At 61.3% G+C, this 16,994-nt stretch carries 13 protein-coding genes; 4 read left to right on the top strand and 9 right to left on the bottom strand.

Annotation, left to right across the window (positions count from 1 at the left end):
• The first annotated feature begins 12 nt into the window (after positions 1–12).
• Together QM609_RS07385 and QM609_RS07390 are read left to right on the top strand one after the other, a co-directional pair.
• Positions 13–1,185, top strand: coding sequence for a fatty acid desaturase family protein (locus tag QM609_RS07385; protein ID WP_003945297.1), 1,173 nt, complete (start codon positions 13–15; stop codon positions 1,183–1,185).
• Positions 1,186–1,198: 13 nt separating this feature from the next.
• On the top strand, positions 1,199–1,444 hold the full coding sequence (locus QM609_RS07390; RefSeq protein ID WP_003945295.1) for a hypothetical protein: 246 nt from the start codon (positions 1,199–1,201) through the stop codon (positions 1,442–1,444).
• 154 nt (positions 1,445–1,598) lie between these two features.
• Here the strand turns inward: QM609_RS07390 and QM609_RS07395 are convergent, their stop codons facing one another.
• The 4 genes from QM609_RS07395 to gdhA form a co-directional block, all read right to left on the bottom strand.
• Positions 1,599–1,766: a hypothetical protein gene (locus QM609_RS07395; protein WP_003945367.1), complete on the bottom strand. Its 168-nt coding sequence runs from the start codon at positions 1,764–1,766 to the stop codon at positions 1,599–1,601.
• Positions 1,767–2,009: 243 nt separating this feature from the next.
• The gene (locus QM609_RS07400) at positions 2,010–2,153 is read right to left on the bottom strand and encodes a hypothetical protein (RefSeq protein ID WP_003945326.1); all 144 of its coding nucleotides are present in this window, start codon (positions 2,151–2,153) and stop codon (positions 2,010–2,012) included.
• 363 nt (positions 2,154–2,516) lie between these two features.
• A complete protein-coding gene (locus QM609_RS07405; RefSeq protein WP_047270262.1) occupies positions 2,517–3,776 on the bottom strand; it encodes a PucR family transcriptional regulator in 1,260 nt (419 codons plus the stop codon).
• Between the two features lie 484 nt (positions 3,777–4,260).
• Positions 4,261–5,604: an NADP-specific glutamate dehydrogenase gene (gdhA, locus tag QM609_RS07410; protein WP_003945368.1), complete on the bottom strand. Its 1,344-nt coding sequence runs from the start codon at positions 5,602–5,604 to the stop codon at positions 4,261–4,263.
• 268 nt (positions 5,605–5,872) lie between these two features.
• On the opposite strand from gdhA, the gene QM609_RS07415 reads away from it, so the two are divergent.
• Complete coding sequence (locus QM609_RS07415; protein WP_007733338.1) at positions 5,873–7,207, top strand: glycoside hydrolase family 183 protein; 1,335 nt, start codon at positions 5,873–5,875, stop codon at positions 7,205–7,207.
• 83 nt (positions 7,208–7,290) lie between these two features.
• On the opposite strand, the gene QM609_RS07420 is transcribed toward QM609_RS07415, so the two are convergent.
• Positions 7,291–9,468 (bottom strand): glutamine synthetase III family protein, encoded by a 2,178-nt coding sequence (locus QM609_RS07420; protein ID WP_003945365.1) that lies wholly within the window; start codon positions 9,466–9,468, stop codon positions 7,291–7,293.
• Positions 9,469–9,693: 225 nt separating this feature from the next.
• Between QM609_RS07420 and QM609_RS07425 the strand changes: the two genes are divergently transcribed.
• Positions 9,694–9,963 carry a putative quinol monooxygenase gene (locus QM609_RS07425; protein ID WP_223257903.1) on the top strand — a complete coding sequence of 90 codons (270 nt, stop codon included), beginning with the start codon at positions 9,694–9,696 and terminating at the stop codon, positions 9,961–9,963.
• A 211-nt stretch (positions 9,964–10,174) separates the two neighbouring features.
• Here the strand turns inward: QM609_RS07425 and QM609_RS07430 are convergent, their stop codons facing one another.
• The 4 genes from QM609_RS07430 to QM609_RS07445 form a co-directional block, all read right to left on the bottom strand.
• A complete protein-coding gene (locus QM609_RS07430; protein ID WP_003945315.1) occupies positions 10,175–10,327 on the bottom strand; it encodes a hypothetical protein in 153 nt (50 codons plus the stop codon).
• Positions 10,328–11,143 (bottom strand): class E sortase, encoded by an 816-nt coding sequence (locus QM609_RS07435; RefSeq protein WP_042923869.1) that lies wholly within the window; start codon positions 11,141–11,143, stop codon positions 10,328–10,330.
• Between the two features lie 66 nt (positions 11,144–11,209).
• The gene (locus tag QM609_RS07440; protein WP_167398201.1) at positions 11,210–11,353 is read right to left on the bottom strand and encodes a hypothetical protein; all 144 of its coding nucleotides are present in this window, start codon (positions 11,351–11,353) and stop codon (positions 11,210–11,212) included.
• A gap of 127 nt (positions 11,354–11,480) precedes the next feature.
• The gene (locus QM609_RS07445; protein WP_050656181.1) at positions 11,481–16,088 is read right to left on the bottom strand and encodes a DUF5979 domain-containing protein; all 4,608 of its coding nucleotides are present in this window, start codon (positions 16,086–16,088) and stop codon (positions 11,481–11,483) included.
• Positions 16,089–16,994: the final 906 nt, after the last annotated feature.

The following is a 16,994-nucleotide window of genomic DNA, read 5'->3' on the forward strand; positions in this document are numbered from 1 at the left end:
CTGGAGACCGACATGTTTGGACTTTCACTTCCCACCCTCCCGTTCCTCGGCAACGGTTCCGATGCGAAGGACGACGCTCCCGTCGTCCTGACGTACGAGCAGGTCGAGGAGATCGGCCGCGAGTTGGACGCATTGCGCGATCGCACCGTCGCCTCGCTCGGGGCGGAGGATCGGGAGTACATCTACAAGATCATCAAGGCTCAGCGCGGGTTCGAGGTCGCAGGTCGCGGCTTGATGTATCTCGGCTTCCTGCCTCCGGTGTGGCTCGCGGCAGTCGGTGCATTGAGCGTGTCCAAGATCCTCGACAACATGGAGATCGGCCACAACGTCATGCACGGTCAGTACGACTGGATGCGTGAACCAGGGCTCAATTCCGAAGTCTTCGAATGGGATACGGTGTGCCCGGCCGACCAGTGGCGTCACTCGCACAACTACATGCATCACACGTACACCAATATTCTCGGCAAAGACCGCGACATCGGATACGGCATCCTGCGTATCGACGACGCGCAGAAGTGGAACCCCTATTACCTCGGTAATCCGGTCTGGGCCTTCGCCTTGATGGTGCTCTTCGAGTGGGGCGTGATGATGCATGATCTCGAGATCGAGAACGTCATTCAGGGCAAGCGCAAGTGGCACGACGTCAAGCCGCTCCTGAAGGGCTGGTGGAACAAGGCGGGCAAGCAGGTCCTCAAGGACTACGTCATCTTCCCGGTTCTCACGGGGCCGCTGTTCGTGACCACTCTCGCGGGGAATGTCACCGCCAACCTGGTCCGGAACGTGTGGACGTACTCGATCATCTTCTGTGGCCATTTCCCCACCGGTGTCCAGAGCTTCACCGAGGACGAGACGGCCGACGAGACTCGCGGGCAGTGGTACGTGCGTCAGATGCTCGGCAGCGCCAACATCGAGGGAAGCCCGCTCTTCCACATCATGTCCGGCAACCTCTCGCACCAGATCGAGCACCACCTGTTCCCGGACCTGCCTGCGCATCGTTATCCGGAACTCGCTCCCCAGGTGAAGGAATTGTGTGGGAAGTACGGTTTGCCGTACAACACCGGTGGGTTCTTCAAGCAGATCGGTTCGGTATGGGGCAAGATCTTCAAGCTCGCTCTTCCGCCCGGTTTGGTCAAGTCGACGACCCCTCCCGGTGTTATCGTCGAGCGCCAGCGAACTGCAGCCTGAGAGGCACACACTGATGGTCGGGAAATTCGAACGCCGCAAGGACACGGTCCAGGAACTGACCGAAAGTGCAGCCAACCACGTGGGCTCGATCGCGATGATCATCGCCGGGGCCGTTCGAGACGTGACGCGCGAGATCGGCGACTGGGTGTCCGACGGAATCGAGATGCGTGAAGCAGCGAAAAAGGCTGCAGCTGACGATCGTTCGGAGTCCGTGACCATCGAGCACGACGATAGCGATCCACCTGAAGACTGGCGTTGATTCACCGCGGCGGACGGCCTGATCGCGCAACCGCGAGCCGTCTCGCCTGAACGACCACGTTGCCCTCCGTCACAGATGACGGAGGGCAACGTGGGTTTCGTGGACTGTTTCGGCGGCCGAAGACGCGGATCGAACGCCGATCACAAGTGAGGTCCTAAGCAGCGCTGCCGAGGCTCGCCGAGTCGAAGCTGCCGAGCCCGGTGCTACCGAGACCGCTGCTACCGACTCCGCCCAGTGCGAGTGCATTGCTGCTGCCCGCGCTCAGTAGCTGGACGATGATGTTGATGACGATGGGGTCGCCGGTGAGCGGAATTGTAGGCACAGGGGGACCTGCTTTCTGTTTCGAGATGTGGTGAGAAGGTGAGCGGCGACGGGATCGTCGACGTGGTCAGGCGGGCTGTTTCAGCCACTTCCGGTGCTGCCGAGCGACACGATGGAGCCGTTGCCGAAGCCGAGTGCTCGGGAGAGTGAGCCGAAGTCGATGACCAGGCTGCCCAGGGTGTGCTGGTTTATCACGGTGGTTCCTGTCTGTGCCGCGACTGTGTGATGCGAGTGGGTAAGTCGATCAGGGAGCAGGCGTCGTGGGAGTTTCGCCGCCGCCGCCAATCGGAGAGTTGTCGGTGTAGAGGAAACTGCTGCCGGCGTTGAACATCTGTAGGACGGTGTTCAAAACGACGGCCAAAGCGCCTGTGGTTGGTGCGGCGATCATGTGCTTGCTCCTGGTTTCAGCGGTGGCGACGTGGTGGTCACCGTGGTCACCGCCATCACAGTGTCAGGCGGCTTGGAGCGGGCCCTGTGCGAGAGATTCTCTCGCACAGGGCCCGAGATTCGTCCTAGGAGACGCCGCCGCCATCCGTCGAGCCCGTGCCGGTGCTGCCCGCGTTGAAGAGCTGCAGGATGGTGTCGAAGAAGGCACCGAGGAGAGCGTTATCCTGGCCGTTGATCATGTGTTTCCCCTTAATTGTTACTGGTTTGCGCGGTGATTCGCACCACACTTTTATAGCCCGGTTCGGAGCGGAAAAGTGGGGTCCAGGCGCCACACGTGGACAGCTAATAGCGAGGATGTGAGTGTTCACATTTTCGCTGGACGATTGTCCACATCAGTGCTTGCGAAGGTCAGCGAGATCATGGCAGCGCGCAGTTTGAGCAGTTCAGAGGGCAGGGCCGGATCCAATCCGGTCAGGGTTGCGATGCGCTTGATTCGATTGTCGACGGTGTTGGTGTGCAGGCCGAGCGCCGACGCGGTGCGCTGACGATGCTGGCCGTTGGCGAGATGTATGGACAATGTCTGCAGCAGTTCCGGATTGCCGTCGAGTGGCTTGAGAAGATTGATCAAGCTGTCGCGGCCTACGCCACCCCGAGTGAGTTGATACTCGAGCGCGAGGTCTTCCATTCGGTACGACCGCGCCGGCAGTCTCAGGCGCCGCACGAGTTGTGCCAATTCGTGAGTGGTTGCTTGGGCGGCGGCGATATCTCGTACCGCGGCGTTCTCGGCGATTGCTGTGATCTCCACCCCGACCGTTGCGCGTGCACGTTGGATGACCTCGCACACTGTTCCCCAGTCGGGTGTGCCCTCGATCAGGACCAGACCACGTTGCGGTGCAGGAGCTTCGAGCAGCGCCGACCCGAAGTGGGCCGCGATTTTCGATTGAGCGACGGAGAGGTCACGGTAGGCCTGTATGCGCTGGTGGTTGCCGTTGCGTGCTCCCGGGCGGATGGGCGGCAGGTTCACCAGGAGCCGCAGGACGAGATAGCGGGGTGCGAGTTCGACGCCCATCTGCAACGCAAGCTGGGTGGGATCGTCGCCGTCCAGCATGGCCTTCACGAGGGCGCCGGCGGAGTATTCCCCGAGTTGGGAACCGGCTGGAAGAGCCGAGAGATAGCTGATCGAGATGAACGAGTGAAGCCGCTGCGCAAGTGCGAACAAGAACTCGTTGAGATCCCCGAGATTGGCGGAGTCCTCGGCGTCGGCCCGGCTGAGGATGAGGGTGCGAAAAGTGCTGATGCCCTCGTTGGTCAAGTTGAGGATCGCGCTGAGTGGCACGCCTTTCAATGCTTGTTGGACGGTCATCGTGTGAATGCCGTCCAACTCTTGGTCGGTGGGAAGTTTGCGGTGATCCAATAGCTGGATCCCCACTTGGAGCCCCTGCACGATCACCGCAATCAGTTCCCGACGAACTGCCTCCGTTTGGAGGGAAGTCAACGTCGGGTTGGCACGGGACAGGTGATCTACGAGATCGCTTGCCAGTGGGATGACGTCGTTGACCGCTGTGGAGGCGGGCTTGCCTCCCAACATGAGCGGTCCCGGGTTGTTCAGCAGCGCTGGGGACATGGGTGGCCTCCTCTAGACAGGTGCGTCGCCTGGCACAGGCACCCGGAGGCTCGGCGCGTTACGAAGCGGGGTACACGCTGAGGCCTTGTTCGGGGGCATACTCGCCGCTGAAATTTGCGGATCGAATTGCGCCAGGCGTTGTGATTTCTACCACATGAACGATCGTCCAACTGTGAAATGGACAAATGTGAAGATAAGTCCATATGCCCCACGCGCTGCGGACCTAAACAATCGTCCACTTACGGTGTTTTTCGACGTCAGAGCGGAAAACGGTTTCGGAGGACACCACGAGTTCCGTCTGGGATCATTGCCGCGCCTACGGTGCTCGTCGCGGGCGATTTGCTCGGAGCAAGCTCGAGGGCCCTGGGTCCTCGCGGACCCAGGGCCCTCGAGGCCTAGGTATTGATTCGACCAGTCCGATGTACGGGAACCGGTCCAGGGTGAAATCACCCTTTTTGTACTGCTGTCTGTGGTGCGGAAATCTCTAGATGACGCCCAGTGAAATCATGGCGTCGGCCACCTTCACGAAGCCGGCAATGTTCGCGCCGTGCACGTAGTCGCCGGGCTTTCCGTACTCGGCAGCGGTGTTGATGGTGCGCTTGTGGATGCCGCGCATGATTCCGGCGAGACGCTCGTCGGTGTACTCGAAGCTCCAGGAATCACGCGAAGCATTCTGCTGCATTTCGAGAGCGGAGGTTGCAACGCCACCGGCGTTGGCCGCCTTGCCGGGTGCGAAGGCTACGTTCGCGTCACGGAAGAGCTGGATGCCACCGGGGGTGGTGGGCATGTTCGCGCCTTCGGCAACGGCCTGAACGCCGTTGGCGATCAAGGTCTTTGCGGCATCTTCGTCGAGCTCGTTCTGAGTCGCGCAGGGGAGTGCGACGTCGCACGGCACGTCCCAGATGGAACCGTCGGCGATGAACTCGGCATGCGGAACTGCGTCGGCGTACTCGCTGATGCGGCCGCGGCGAACTTCCTTGATCTCCTTGAGGAGGTCGAGATCGATGCCCTTCTTGTCCACGATGTATCCCGAGGAATCCGAGCAGGCGATCGCGACGCCGCCGAGCTGGTGGATCTTCTGGATTGCGTAGATGGCGACATTGCCGGATCCGGAGATCACGACGTTCTTGCCTTCGAGGCCTTCACCCTTCGCCTTGAGCATTTCGGCGACGAAGTACGCGACGCCGTAGCCGGTGGCCTCGGTGCGAACCTGCGATCCGCCCCAGGTGATGCCCTTGCCGGTGAGGACGCCCGACTCGTACGTGTTGGTCAGCCGCTTGTACTGACCGAACAGGTAGCCGATCTCGCGACCGCCGACGCCGATGTCGCCGGCCGGAACGTCGGTGTATTCACCGATGTGACGCTGCAGTTCGGTCATGAAGGACTGACAGAAGCGCATGACCTCTGCGTCGGAGCGGCCCTTGGGATCGAAGTCCGAGCCACCCTTGCCGCCGCCGATGGGCAGGCCGGTGAGTGAGTTCTTGAAGATCTGCTCGAAGCCGAGGAACTTCACGATGCCCAGGTTGACGCTGGGGTGGAAGCGCAGGCCGCCCTTGTAGGGGCCGAGTGCACTGTTGTACTGCACGCGGAAGCCACGGTTGACGTGAACGTTGCCCTGGTCGTCGGTCCACGGCACGCGGAAGATGATCTGGCGTTCCGGCTCGCAGAGCCGCTCGATGAGTCCGGCGTCGGCGTAGCGGGGGTGGCGTTCGAGCACTACGTGAAGAGACTCGAAGACCTCTGCGGCGGCCTGATGGAACTCGGGCTCTCCTGCATTGCGAACCAAAACCTGATCGTAAATCTGCGCTACGCGGTCACGTACGGACACCGCTCACCTACCTCGTTGTGAGAACTCTTTTACATTTCCGTTACATACTAGGCGCCTTTATTGCTGTATCGGACAACTGTCCTGTGAAGGTGAAATCGGACACAGCTGTCACTTGTGTCAGTTGAACGGGCGATTTATAACAATTTGCTCAGCTTTCACTCTCTTAACACATTCCAAATGGTTTGCTTCTGCGGTCGGGGATCACTGTGCCTGTGGTCCGAACGAGTCGAAATGATCAGAGGGGCTGCACGTGCGTAATAAACACTCCATGTCGGCGATGTTGTCGATAGGCGTCGTCACGATTGCCGCGACGATTGCCGCAGCACCGTCTGCGTCGGCGATCGGTGGACCGTGCGGTTCGGGAGGAAGTGGTTCCGCCGGATCGATGACGGGTTCGCTCGGCTCGCTGACCGGATCGCTCGGCAGTGGATCCGCCGGTACCGGCTCCCTCGCCAACGCGCTGCCTTGGATCACCGGCGCCCCCAACGGTGCTCTGCCGGTGCTGACCGGCCGCACCAAAGCGATCGAAATGGTCACTGGCCCAGGCAGTCCCAACAACACTATCGAGCGGTTCAACGTGTCGGGAACCGACCTCGGAATCATGTGGGACAACGGTCTTTCGGGGCCGGATCACGACGTTCTGATGGCATTCGGCGACACGGTGGGCGACTGCGACACCCCGGGTGACGACTGGCGCAGCAACGTATTGTTCCGCAGCAACGACACCGCCATTGCCGACGGGATGAAGATCGACAGTTCTCCTTTGGACGGCCCCAATCATTCCAAGGAGATCATTCCGGGATTCGGCATTCCGGGTGAGTTCACCACCATCCCGACCGCTGGAATCTCTTACGGTGGTGTGCAGTACATCAGATTCATGTCCGTTCGGTCGTGGGACGAACCTGGAGCCTGGACCACCAACTACTCGGCTCTGGCCTTCTCCACGGACAACGGTGAGAACTGGGAACTCGATCCGGCGACAGTTCGCGCCAATACCGAAGGACTTGGCATTCCGGGGATTCCGGCAGTATCGCCGATCAATTCCAACTTCCAGCAGAGCGCCTTCCTCGACGGTCGGGACGGCTACATTTACGAATACGGAACTCCCTCAGGTCGTTTCGGTAAGGCGATCCTGGCGCGAGTGGCCGGCGCCGACATCAGAAATCTCGGCGCCTACGAATACTGGGACGGCTCCGGTTGGAGTCCGCGAGATACCGATGCCGTTCAGGTCATCAAGGCACCGGTCAGTGAACTCGCAGTGCAGTGGAACGACTACCTGAACAAGTACGTTGCCATGTACACCAGTGCCGAGGGCAACCTGGTGATCCGTCAGGCCGACCAACCGCAAGGCCCGTGGAGTGGTACGCAGACCCTGTTGAGTGGAATCACGTTGCCCGCGTTGTACGGCGGATTCATGCACCCGTGGGCGAGCGGACAGTTCCTCGAATTCGTCGCCACCACGTGGGACCGTTACAACGTCATCTACATGCGGACCGATTTGAACGGACTCCAGATGGCGTCGTCGGATTCGCGCGATCGTCCTGACCCCGCGACCACCGGTGAGGCTCGCGTACTCGAAGTCACGATGCCGGAAGACCGCTAGCCGAGCAAGATTCGACAACTATGGCCTGCAACTCGATCGAGTTGCAGGCCATAGTTCTGTGGGTAGTGATATTCGGGTGATACTCAGAGAATGAAGAGCATTTCCTGATACGTCGGGAGTGGCCAGTGATCGTCGGCGACGATGGTTTCGAGGAAGTCGGCCGCTGCACGTACCTCTGCCATGGCGGGCAGGAGTGCGTCCTGTGCGTGCTTGGCCTGATCGAATGGCGACTCGCCGGCGTCGGTGTCGATTGCTGCGCGCAGGGCCGCGAGCGCTGTGCGCAGAGCCGCAACGGGCGCCGACACTTCTTCGAGCGGTGCTGAATCCGGTTCGAGGCCGGCAGACTTCAGTGCGACGAAGTTCTGCGCAACTTCCGTCTGGTGGCGCACTGCGGCCGGAAGAATCAGCGTCGTACCGATTTCGGCGGCCAGGCGTGCCTCGACGCCGATGCTCAGTGCGTACTGTTCGAGTCCGACCTCGTAGCGGCTGTGCATCTCCCGGTGGTTGAAGACCTTGTACTTCTCGAAGAGTTCCATCGAGGATTCGGTGATCAGTTCAGGAAGGGCGTCCAGCGTGGTGCGAAGGTTCGGCAGGCCGCGAGACTCGGCCTCGATCTGCCAGTTCTCCGAGTAACCGTCGCCGTTGAAGACAACCGCACCGTGGTTGGTGATGATCTCGGTGAGCAGATTCTGGACGGCGGTGTCGAAATCGGCGCCGTCGGCGACCGCGGCCTCCAGTTCGGTGGCCATGTAGTCCAAGGCCTCGGCCATGATCGTGTTGATGGTGACCATCGGGCCGTTGACTGTTTGCAGCGATCCTGGCGCGCGGAACTCGAAACGGTTGCCGGTGAAGGCAAATGGGCTCGTGCGGTTGCGGTCGCCCGGGTCGGTCGGTAGGACGGGAAGGGTGTCGGCTCCGATCATCATGGTGCCCTTGTCCTTCGACGATGTCGCTGCGCCCTTGGCGATCTGCTCGAAGACGTCGGCCAGCTGATCGCCGAGGAAGATCGAGATGATGGCCGGGGGAGCCTCGTTGGCACCGAGACGGTGATCGTTGGTTGCCGATGCGACCGACGCGCGCAGGAGGCCGGCGTATTTGTGGACGGCCCGGATGACTGCGGCGCAGAATACGAGGAACTGGGCGTTGTCATGCGGATTGTCGCCGGGGACAAGCAAACTGCCGAGTTCGGAGTTGCCCAGCGAGAAGTTGACGTGCTTGCCGGAGCCGTTGACACCGTCGAACGGCTTCTCGTGGAACAGACATTCCATGCCGTGCTTCTTGGCGATTGTCTTGAAAGTGGTCATCAGCAACTGCTGGTGGTCCGCGGCGATGTTGCCTCGCTCGAACATCGGGGCGATTTCGAACTGGCCGGGCGCAACCTCGTTGTGCCGCGTCTTGGCGGGGATACCGAGTTTGAAAAGTTCCCGCTCGGTGTCCATCATGAATCCGAGCACACGTTCCGGGATCGCCCCGAAGTAGTGGTCGTCGAACTCCTGGCCCTTGGGCGGCTTTGCGCCGAAGAGTGTTCGGCCGGCGTTGAGGAGGTCGGGGCGGGCGAGGAAGAAGTGTCGATCGATCAGGAAGTACTCCTGCTCGGGTCCGCAGAACGACACGATGTGCTCGGGATCGGTATGACCGAACAACTTAAGGATTCGTTCGGCGTGGAAACCCATTGCCTGTTGTGAACGCAGCAGGGGAGTCTTGTGGTCGAGCGCTTCGCCGGTCATCGAAACGAACACGGTCGGGATACACAGTGTGTTGCCGTTGGGGTTTTCGAGAACGTAGGCCGGGCTCGTGACATCCCAGCCGGTGTATCCGCGAGCCTCGAACGTGTTGCGCAGCCCGCCGTTCGGGAAACTCGAAGCGTCGGGTTCACCTTGGATCAAGGTCTTGCCGGCGAACTCCGCCAGTGCACTGCCGTCGCCGACCGGCTCGAGGAAGCTGTCGTGCTTCTCGGCGGTCAACCCGGTAAGCGGATAGAAGACGTGGGCGTAGTGGGTTGCGCCTTTCTCCAACGCCCAGTCCTTCATCGCGGATGCGACCGCGTCGGCGACCATGGGATCGAGCGGTTTGCCTTGCTCGATCGTCGCCATCACCGATTTGTAGACAAGCTTGGGCAGTCGCTTCTGCATGACCACCTTGTTGAAGACGTTGGCTCCGAACACCTCTCCGGGTGTCTCGTCGGTCGTGAAACTGACCACCGGAGGTGTGTAGGCCTCGACGTCCTTGATCGCTTGCAAGCGAACTGCATTTCCACTCATGTGCTTACCCCTCGCCCGGGCCCAGGGCTGCGCTGCTGATTGCGAGCCCGACTTCGGCAAACCCTACGAACCTCCGGTATCGGGGGTGTTTCGTAGATATTGCGCCTGTCCGCAAACTTCGAGTCACAACGGAAATGTCGATCTGTCGGAGGTCTACGGCAGACTTCGAGCCGACGGGCTATTGCAGGACAGTCGAATCGGAGAGTCTTTGTGATCAGGGTGTTGGTGCCAACAACGGTGGAGCAGGGCGATCTCGCGGAAGTGCTTCGGTTGTACGACGAACTTGTCACCGAGACCCGAAAAGAGGTCGGCTGCATCAATTACGAGTTACTGCAGCGCACCGACAATCCCTGCGAGCTCGTGTTGGCGGAGGAATGGGAATCGCAGGAGCACCTCGACGCCCACACTCATACCGAGCACTTCGTCAGGTTGGTTGAGGCGCTGGACAAGCTCGAGACGGCAGCGCCGGCGCAGATCTTCACGAAGGTTCTGTAGCGGCGGAGTCAGGTTTCAGTGCTCGCTCAGGCGTCGAACAACCATTCCGGAGAGCCCCGAGCGTCAACTAGGCGACCCGTTCCGACACACGCGGAAACTGGTTTGCATCGACACGCCAGAATCATCGTAGATCCGTCGAGTCCGATGTAGGACAGCACCTTCGGGCTCCAGCCGGGCTTTGTGCAGGTGTCGGCCGACCTGCACGGGCGCTCTATACGGTGACGTCGGAGTAGGGCATATGCTCTGACACCCAAGGAAATACGAATTCCATGAGTAGCAGCACCACCGCGACCACGAGAACGATCGCCAGCAGGGCCTTCACTGGTCGGGGGCCGGGGAGCGCTCCCCAGAGGTATCCGTACATTCATTGCTCCTGGAATGCCGCGGGAATGGTGCCCGAAGTCTTCGAGATTGTTTCGACGAGAACCGCGTGGACGATCAAGCGTTCGCTGTTCGAGTAGAGCGGATGGCACGTGGTCAGTGTCAACATACTTTCCAGCGTGGCGTCGGGCTCGGCCCAAGGGCTTCCGGGCAGCGGGTTGACGACCGCAACATCCCCGGGCACGGTGATGCGCCGCCCGAGGAGATGGACGTAGTCGCCTTCGGAAACACGATCGGCTTGCTCGGGATTCAAGCAGGCTTTCGCCGCAGCGCGACGTTCGGGCGAGGCCTGGTCGAGTGGGAGCAACCGGTACGTCATCCATTGGAACTCGGTCTCCACGACGACGGCATCGCATGCATCGAGTCGATCCAGGTGTTGGAAGACTGCGCCGGAACCATTGCGGTGCCCGGCGAGCGCGAAGTTTCCGGCTTCGCCGGGCATCTGCGAGTCCGGGTAGTGGCCGGGGCCGGCCCGCAGGTCCTCGTTGCGTGTGCCCTCGACGATTGCGTACGCGGCGCCGAGTGTGGGGAAATGCACGCGCGCGAATCCCTCGCCGAGCACAGGGATCAGCGGGGACACCGGCTGACCATCGATCGCTCCTGAGGCTTCGGGGACTTCGGCCCAGGATTCCTCCAGACTGTTGTTGAGCTCGTCCTGCAGCCGCCCTGAGACGATATTGGTCCAGAACGCCTCATAGATGACGAACAGCAGGATGACGACCCCGGCCGTGAGGAGCAGTTCGCCGATTACCTGGCCTGCGCCCGGCCGACGACGCCCTGGAACTTCGGTATCGCTCACGGACCGGGGTCTCCTCTTCACAGATCTACCGAGCTAGCTGATGGGTCGAATTGGTGCCGTATCGAACTAGCTGCCCGCGTTGATCGTGGCGCTTCCGGTACCGCCGAGGAGATCGTAAAGGAGTACGGACAGGCGACCGAGGCCGTCGATCGCGGCAGAACCAGTGGTCTCGATGCCTTCGATGACGGTCGGGAACGGGAGGAATGACATGGTGTTTCTCCTTCGAGGGGTGGGCCACGGGGGCGGCCGCGAGATAAATACGTCGTGACGGTGAAACAGGGCGGGTGCGACCAGGCGTATGTCGCACCCGCCCTGTTTCGGTATTCCTGGTTGGGAGTTACTCCTGGCCGGGTGCACGCTTGCGGTTACGCAGGGTGAGCCATGCTCCACCGCCGATCAGTGCCAGCGCCAGACCGGCGAGCCAGATGACGTTCGCGCCGGTTACCGGCAGGGACGATGACTGGTCCGGTTTGGCCTGAGCAGGATTTCCCGGAGCAGGTGTGCCCGGAGCACCGTTGTGTCCACCACCGTTGTTGCCGGGAGCGTTGTTGCCGGGAGTCGACACGTCAGTGCCTGGTCCTCCGGGTACTTCAGAGCCCGGCCATGTCGGGATTTCCCACGGCGGCAGCGGGATCGGGATCGGGATGATGATCAGCCCATTGCTGCTGGTGTTGTTCTCGAGTCCCAGGACCACCGACTTGTTTGCTTCGCCGGTGAGCTCGACGGAAGTTGCGGTCGGTTCGCCGTCGATCTTCGAGACATCCGCCTTGCCTTCCTTGACGCCCCAGATCACTTCACCCCACTTGACGTTGGTGACGTCGGTGTGAGCACCGGTTTCTGTGAAAGTGATGTCGGTGTTCAGCGGGAACTGGACCCGGCCGTCGATGACGGCTGCGTCGCACTGGGCGGTCGGAGTGACCGAAGCGCCCGGCTTGACATCGAGAACACAAGACCGCGCCTCATTGTCGATGTCCGTCCACGTAGCCGTGACCTGGAAGATCGTGGATCCGTCCTTGGCCACCTGGCTGCCCTTGGGGCCGGTCACGATCTTGTCGATATCCACCTCGGTGGTCGGGATCGGGCGGTTGTGGATCTCCACCACAGCCTTCTCACCGGCCACCGCCTTGACGGTGTCGCGGTAATCGGCGTCACCGGCATCCGCGGAGACGTAGTAGTACGGCCGCGCCCAGTCGATACCGGCCAGTGGCTTGGGGTCGACCTCGGAGAAGGTGATCACGGTGTTCCGCGGCACAACCTCGTCGGACGTCCAGCTCCAGTCGTTTGCGGCATCGAGGGTGATGGTCTGGCCCACTGCCGGGAAATCAGTTCCAGCGGGGAGTGCCGGATCGATCCCGTCGATACGGACCTCGAACGTCGCGCTGTCAGGCAGGTCGGCCTCGGGTGCGCGGACGGGGTTGCCGTCAGCGTCGAGGATGAACTTCGTGAATTCGACCGATCCGAATTTCCACAGCGCCTCGTTCGACAGCGTGATCAGCCGACCGTCGGTCGGGTCGTCGGAGACTATGCCCGTCGCGGTGCCGTCGAGGTTCGAGTGCAGCCACGATTCGCCTTCCGGGCTGGTGCCCCAGGAGATCGTGCCCCACTCGACTCCGTCGACATCGGGACGGCCGGTCTCGGTGAAGGTCACCTCGGTGCCGACAGGGAGGTCGACGCCGAGCGGTGTGGTCTGTCCCTGCTTGACGCTCAGCACCTGGGTGCGGTACTCCACACCGTCGCGCCAACGCGCCTCGACCGTGAACTCCACGTCGTCGCCGACGGCCTCGGCGGCCTCACCGCCGACCTGCTTTGCGATGCGCAGAGTGCCGTCGTTGACGTCGACGAAGTTCGACACCTCGATCTTGCGCAGATCCTTGCCGATGGTCACCACGGCTGCGTTGTCCGGACTGATCCTGACATTCCCGGAGTATGCGGGCACGCCATAGGCGAGACCGTCACCGTTTGCCGGAACCAGCTCTGTCAGTGTGACTTCGGTGCCGCCCGGCAGGTTCTCGCCGAACGGAACCGGGGTGCCGTCGGACGGAAGAGACAGCGTCTTGCTCTGCGGGTTGTCGTCCGTATCGAGCCAGGTGGCAATCACGTCGAAGCTCGCCGGTACGGCCTTGTCGGACGCCTTCGGGCCCGTGAGCTTTTTGCTCACTTCGAAGGTGCCTTGCGTGATCGTGGCCTCGTTGGTGACGGAGACCGTGTTCGCCGACGCGTCGGTGCCGATGGTGAGCGTCTTCGGGCTGATCACCGGCAGCGACCACGTCACGAGGTCGGTGTTCGTCGGTTGGACCTCGGTGAAGGTGACTTTCGCTCCGATGGGCAATTTGCCCAGGTCGTAGTGCTGACCGTCCTTCAGGGTGAATTGACGCAGCTCGTTGCCGGCGGCGTCGTCACCGAAGGCGATCTCTGCGTTGACGACGAAAGCCTCGAGCCCCGTGCGCGCTCCGTCACCGATGACGGATTTGGTGATCCTCGCCGATCCCAGGCTCGCTTTGTTGAGCAGTGTGACACCGACATTGCTCTTCGGCGTGATGGTCACCAGCGCCTCGGTGCGGTCCCCGTTGAGCGTCACACCCTCCGACGGGCGGAACGTCCCTCTCTCGAAGTACACACCGTCAACGGTCGGGAGGTTGATCTCGGACAGGCGGATCTGCCAGCCGGTTCCGCGGGGGTTGATCCCACTGACGGGTGTCCCGTCAGCCTTCACCTTGATCTCGTAGGAGCTCACCGGGGCGTCGGTCGCTGGATCTTGCCCGGGGGCGAACTCCTCGACTTTCACAGTGAACTCGGTGTCTTCCGGGAATTTCTCGGAGAAGGGAGCGATCTCCTTCAGAAGCGAGAACGAGCCCCGCGACACACCTTGGCCGGTGCCGCCGCCGCCCCATTCCTGCTTGACGCTCTTCGACAGCGTCTGCTTGCCGGCATAGGTGAGGGTGTTGGAGTATTCCGTGTCGCGCTGGTCCAGTCCGCCGCTGCTGGTGCACAGGGTGTAGCTGACGAGGTACTTCGTCTGACGGCTGTAACCGTCCGCGTCCCGAGGGAGGGTGAGATCGAAACCGCCGTCGGCGCGCGCCACCGAGGTGGCGTCGGTTATATCGCGTTTCTTGTTGCCGTCGAAGAAGTCTTGCGCGACGACCTTGAGATTGAGGTTGCTCTTGAGATCGCCGCCGATTTCACACACCGTCATGTTCGGTGAGAACCTGTCGTTGATGACCGCCGGTTCCGTAAGGCCCTCGAGATCGTGTCCGGAGATTTCCACGGTCCAATTGAGGGTGGTGCCTGCCGGCTGCTCCACACCGCCGATCGTCTGCGACGTGGTGTTGATCGCGCCGTTCTTGCCGCTCGTGAACCCAGGTCCCTCAGTCTTTCCCGTGATCGACGTCTTGTTGACGACCGCCGAGTTGGTGAGATGGTCCTCGGAGTCCGGCACCTCGGTGGTGGTCAGGCAGGTCCGGTACGTGAAGTAGTAATACTGTTCTTCGTTGAATGTGTCCGGGTTATCCACAGTGATCGCCGCGGTGAAGGTACTCGCGCCGGCTACTGCGCCGATGGGAGCAATGGTGAATCCTGCGGCAGGAGTGCGGTAGTTGGGTTCGTTCTCCCGCCCTGGGAGGTAGTCAGACTTCTCGATGACTACCTGCACGCCCGAGGCACAGACCGCATGGGGGCCGCCGAAGGTGTCGGTGATGTCGATCTTGTGGTTGTTGGCGGCAATGTCGGTGCCCGGAACCACAATCGTCCAGACGGCTTCCGTATTGCGCTTACCGCCGTCGAGGTAGCCGCCCTTCCAGGGCTCGGTCTGCGGCGCGTAGTCCTGTCCCACGCCATCCGAAGCCACCGTGTTGTCACCGATCGTCACGGAGTTGGTGTACTGAGTCCCCTTGAGATCCACAACGCCGCTGGTCGTGCATGAGGTGTACTCGATGCGGTAGAGCTTGCTGCCCTCGAAGGGCCCGCCGTTGTTGATGTTGATCGTGACCTGAACACCCGCGTCGGGTTGGGTGACGGTGACGCCGCCAGGGGTCTCTTTGAGATCGCCCGGGCGACCGGACCACAGCTTCGCGTTGAGCAGGCTGCCCGCACACACCTTCATGTTGTCGGAGAGCTCGTCGCTCAGGGTCACCGAACCGGTGTTGCCTGTGTCCAACTTGGCCAGATCTGCGCCGGGGATGTCGATGGTCCACCGCACTGACTGCTTGTTGTCCTGGAGTTTGCCGGACTTCGTCGACTCGCCGATTACGCGGCCGTCGGTGATGCCGCCCGTGCCGGGCAGGTCGACCTGCGTGACCTTGTTGTTGATCGTGAAATCCACAGTCTCTGACGTGGTGTACTCGACTGCCTTCGTGTAGACGAAGAAATCGCCCTTCACCTCGTCCGGCCGATCCGCCACAGCGTCGGAGAGCACGCAGGTCATGAGATTGGTGGAAGCAGCCAGATCGCATGTGCCCCAAACCGTCCCATCGTCGCCCTCCAGCGCGATCGTCGGGTTGGACTGAAGCTTCAGCTCGCCAGGGAATTCAATGGTGAACTGGTCGCCCGGCTGCGGACTCGCGCTTGACGCGTCCCAAATGCCCTTCACCGTGACGGAGTCCCCGACCGTGATCTGCTGGTCGTTCTTTCCCTCGACCTGGACGTCGGTGATTTTCACATCGATGCCGGGATTGACTCCGCGTGCGGCCAGTCGCTGCGCCGCCACAGAAGTCGTAGACGGGGGCGCCGTGGTTGTGATCGGCGGTTTCGCAGAAGTGGGTGACTCCGACGTGGAAGTAGGCGGCGCCGTCGTTTTCAGTGGCGCCTCCGTCGTAGTCGCGGGCGGCTTCGTTGTGGTCGGAACTGTGGTGGTCGGACCTGTGGTGGTCGAGGTCCCGATGTCATCTGCTGAGGCAACTTGGACGAATGAGAACGACGATATGACCAGCGCCAGGACCGCAACGATCATCCCCAAAACTGCCCACCGAGACACCACCCCCTCCCCGGCACGGCGTGGGAAGACACGGTTACGCATGACGAACACCTTTCGTTCAGAACACATGATTTAGGCCCCGTTTCCGGGGCCGTCGAATAGGGAAACGGGACCTTTGAGCCGCTCTGGAGCCTGGTTGCGAGCGTTGGTGATTCTCAGGCGACCTATTGCGGAGCCGAACAGTTGGTAATCGGACCTGGTTGGCGCCAGCGCAGACCGACGGCCGGCTCTGGGTAGGCCAGGAAATTCCAAGAAAAATCGACCGCCGGTATTACCTAACGCGACGACCTACGAGGTACTAAAGGCTGCGGCCGAGGATCTTTCCTGCGCGATTCATTGCAGTTCGAGCATGAGCACCATCCCGGATAGCAAAAGCAACAGTGCGATGGCTCCGAGGGGGGAGTCTTCGTGCTACGTGCTTCGCTGCCGTGACGGTTTTCATGAAATTCCTTTCTTTTGCACAACGTAAAGAAATGTGCGCGGGGCCGTTCGCGAGAAGATGCAAATTCCGCGCAAACAACGCAGAAGGCGCAAACCGGGCGATGCGCAATCAGGAATCTAACACGAGCAAATCGCATAGCTGGACACGCCATGGACGTGCGTCCATGCAAAAAAAACTGCGCTTACCTGGGTATATCTATCTTCCGTTGATTTCTTTCAAGTTAACTGGCTGGTTCATCACAATTCGATCTCGACCATCGTTTGCATGCCTGCCTTTGCCCTTGTCGACAATCGGTGAGCGGCCGAGCCGAGTCGGCGCTGCTGTACCGAATGAGCCTTTATGCAGTTCACTGCCCCTTATTTGCTGTCGGAACGACAAGGTGTGGAGCGAATTATCTGTGCGCACACGCTCGACATAAATGCAAATCATTTTTCTGTGTA

The sequence above is a fragment of the Rhodococcus sp. IEGM 1302 genome (assembly GCF_030056935.1).
Classification (GTDB): Bacteria; Actinomycetota; Actinomycetes; order Mycobacteriales; family Mycobacteriaceae; genus Rhodococcus_F; species Rhodococcus_F qingshengii.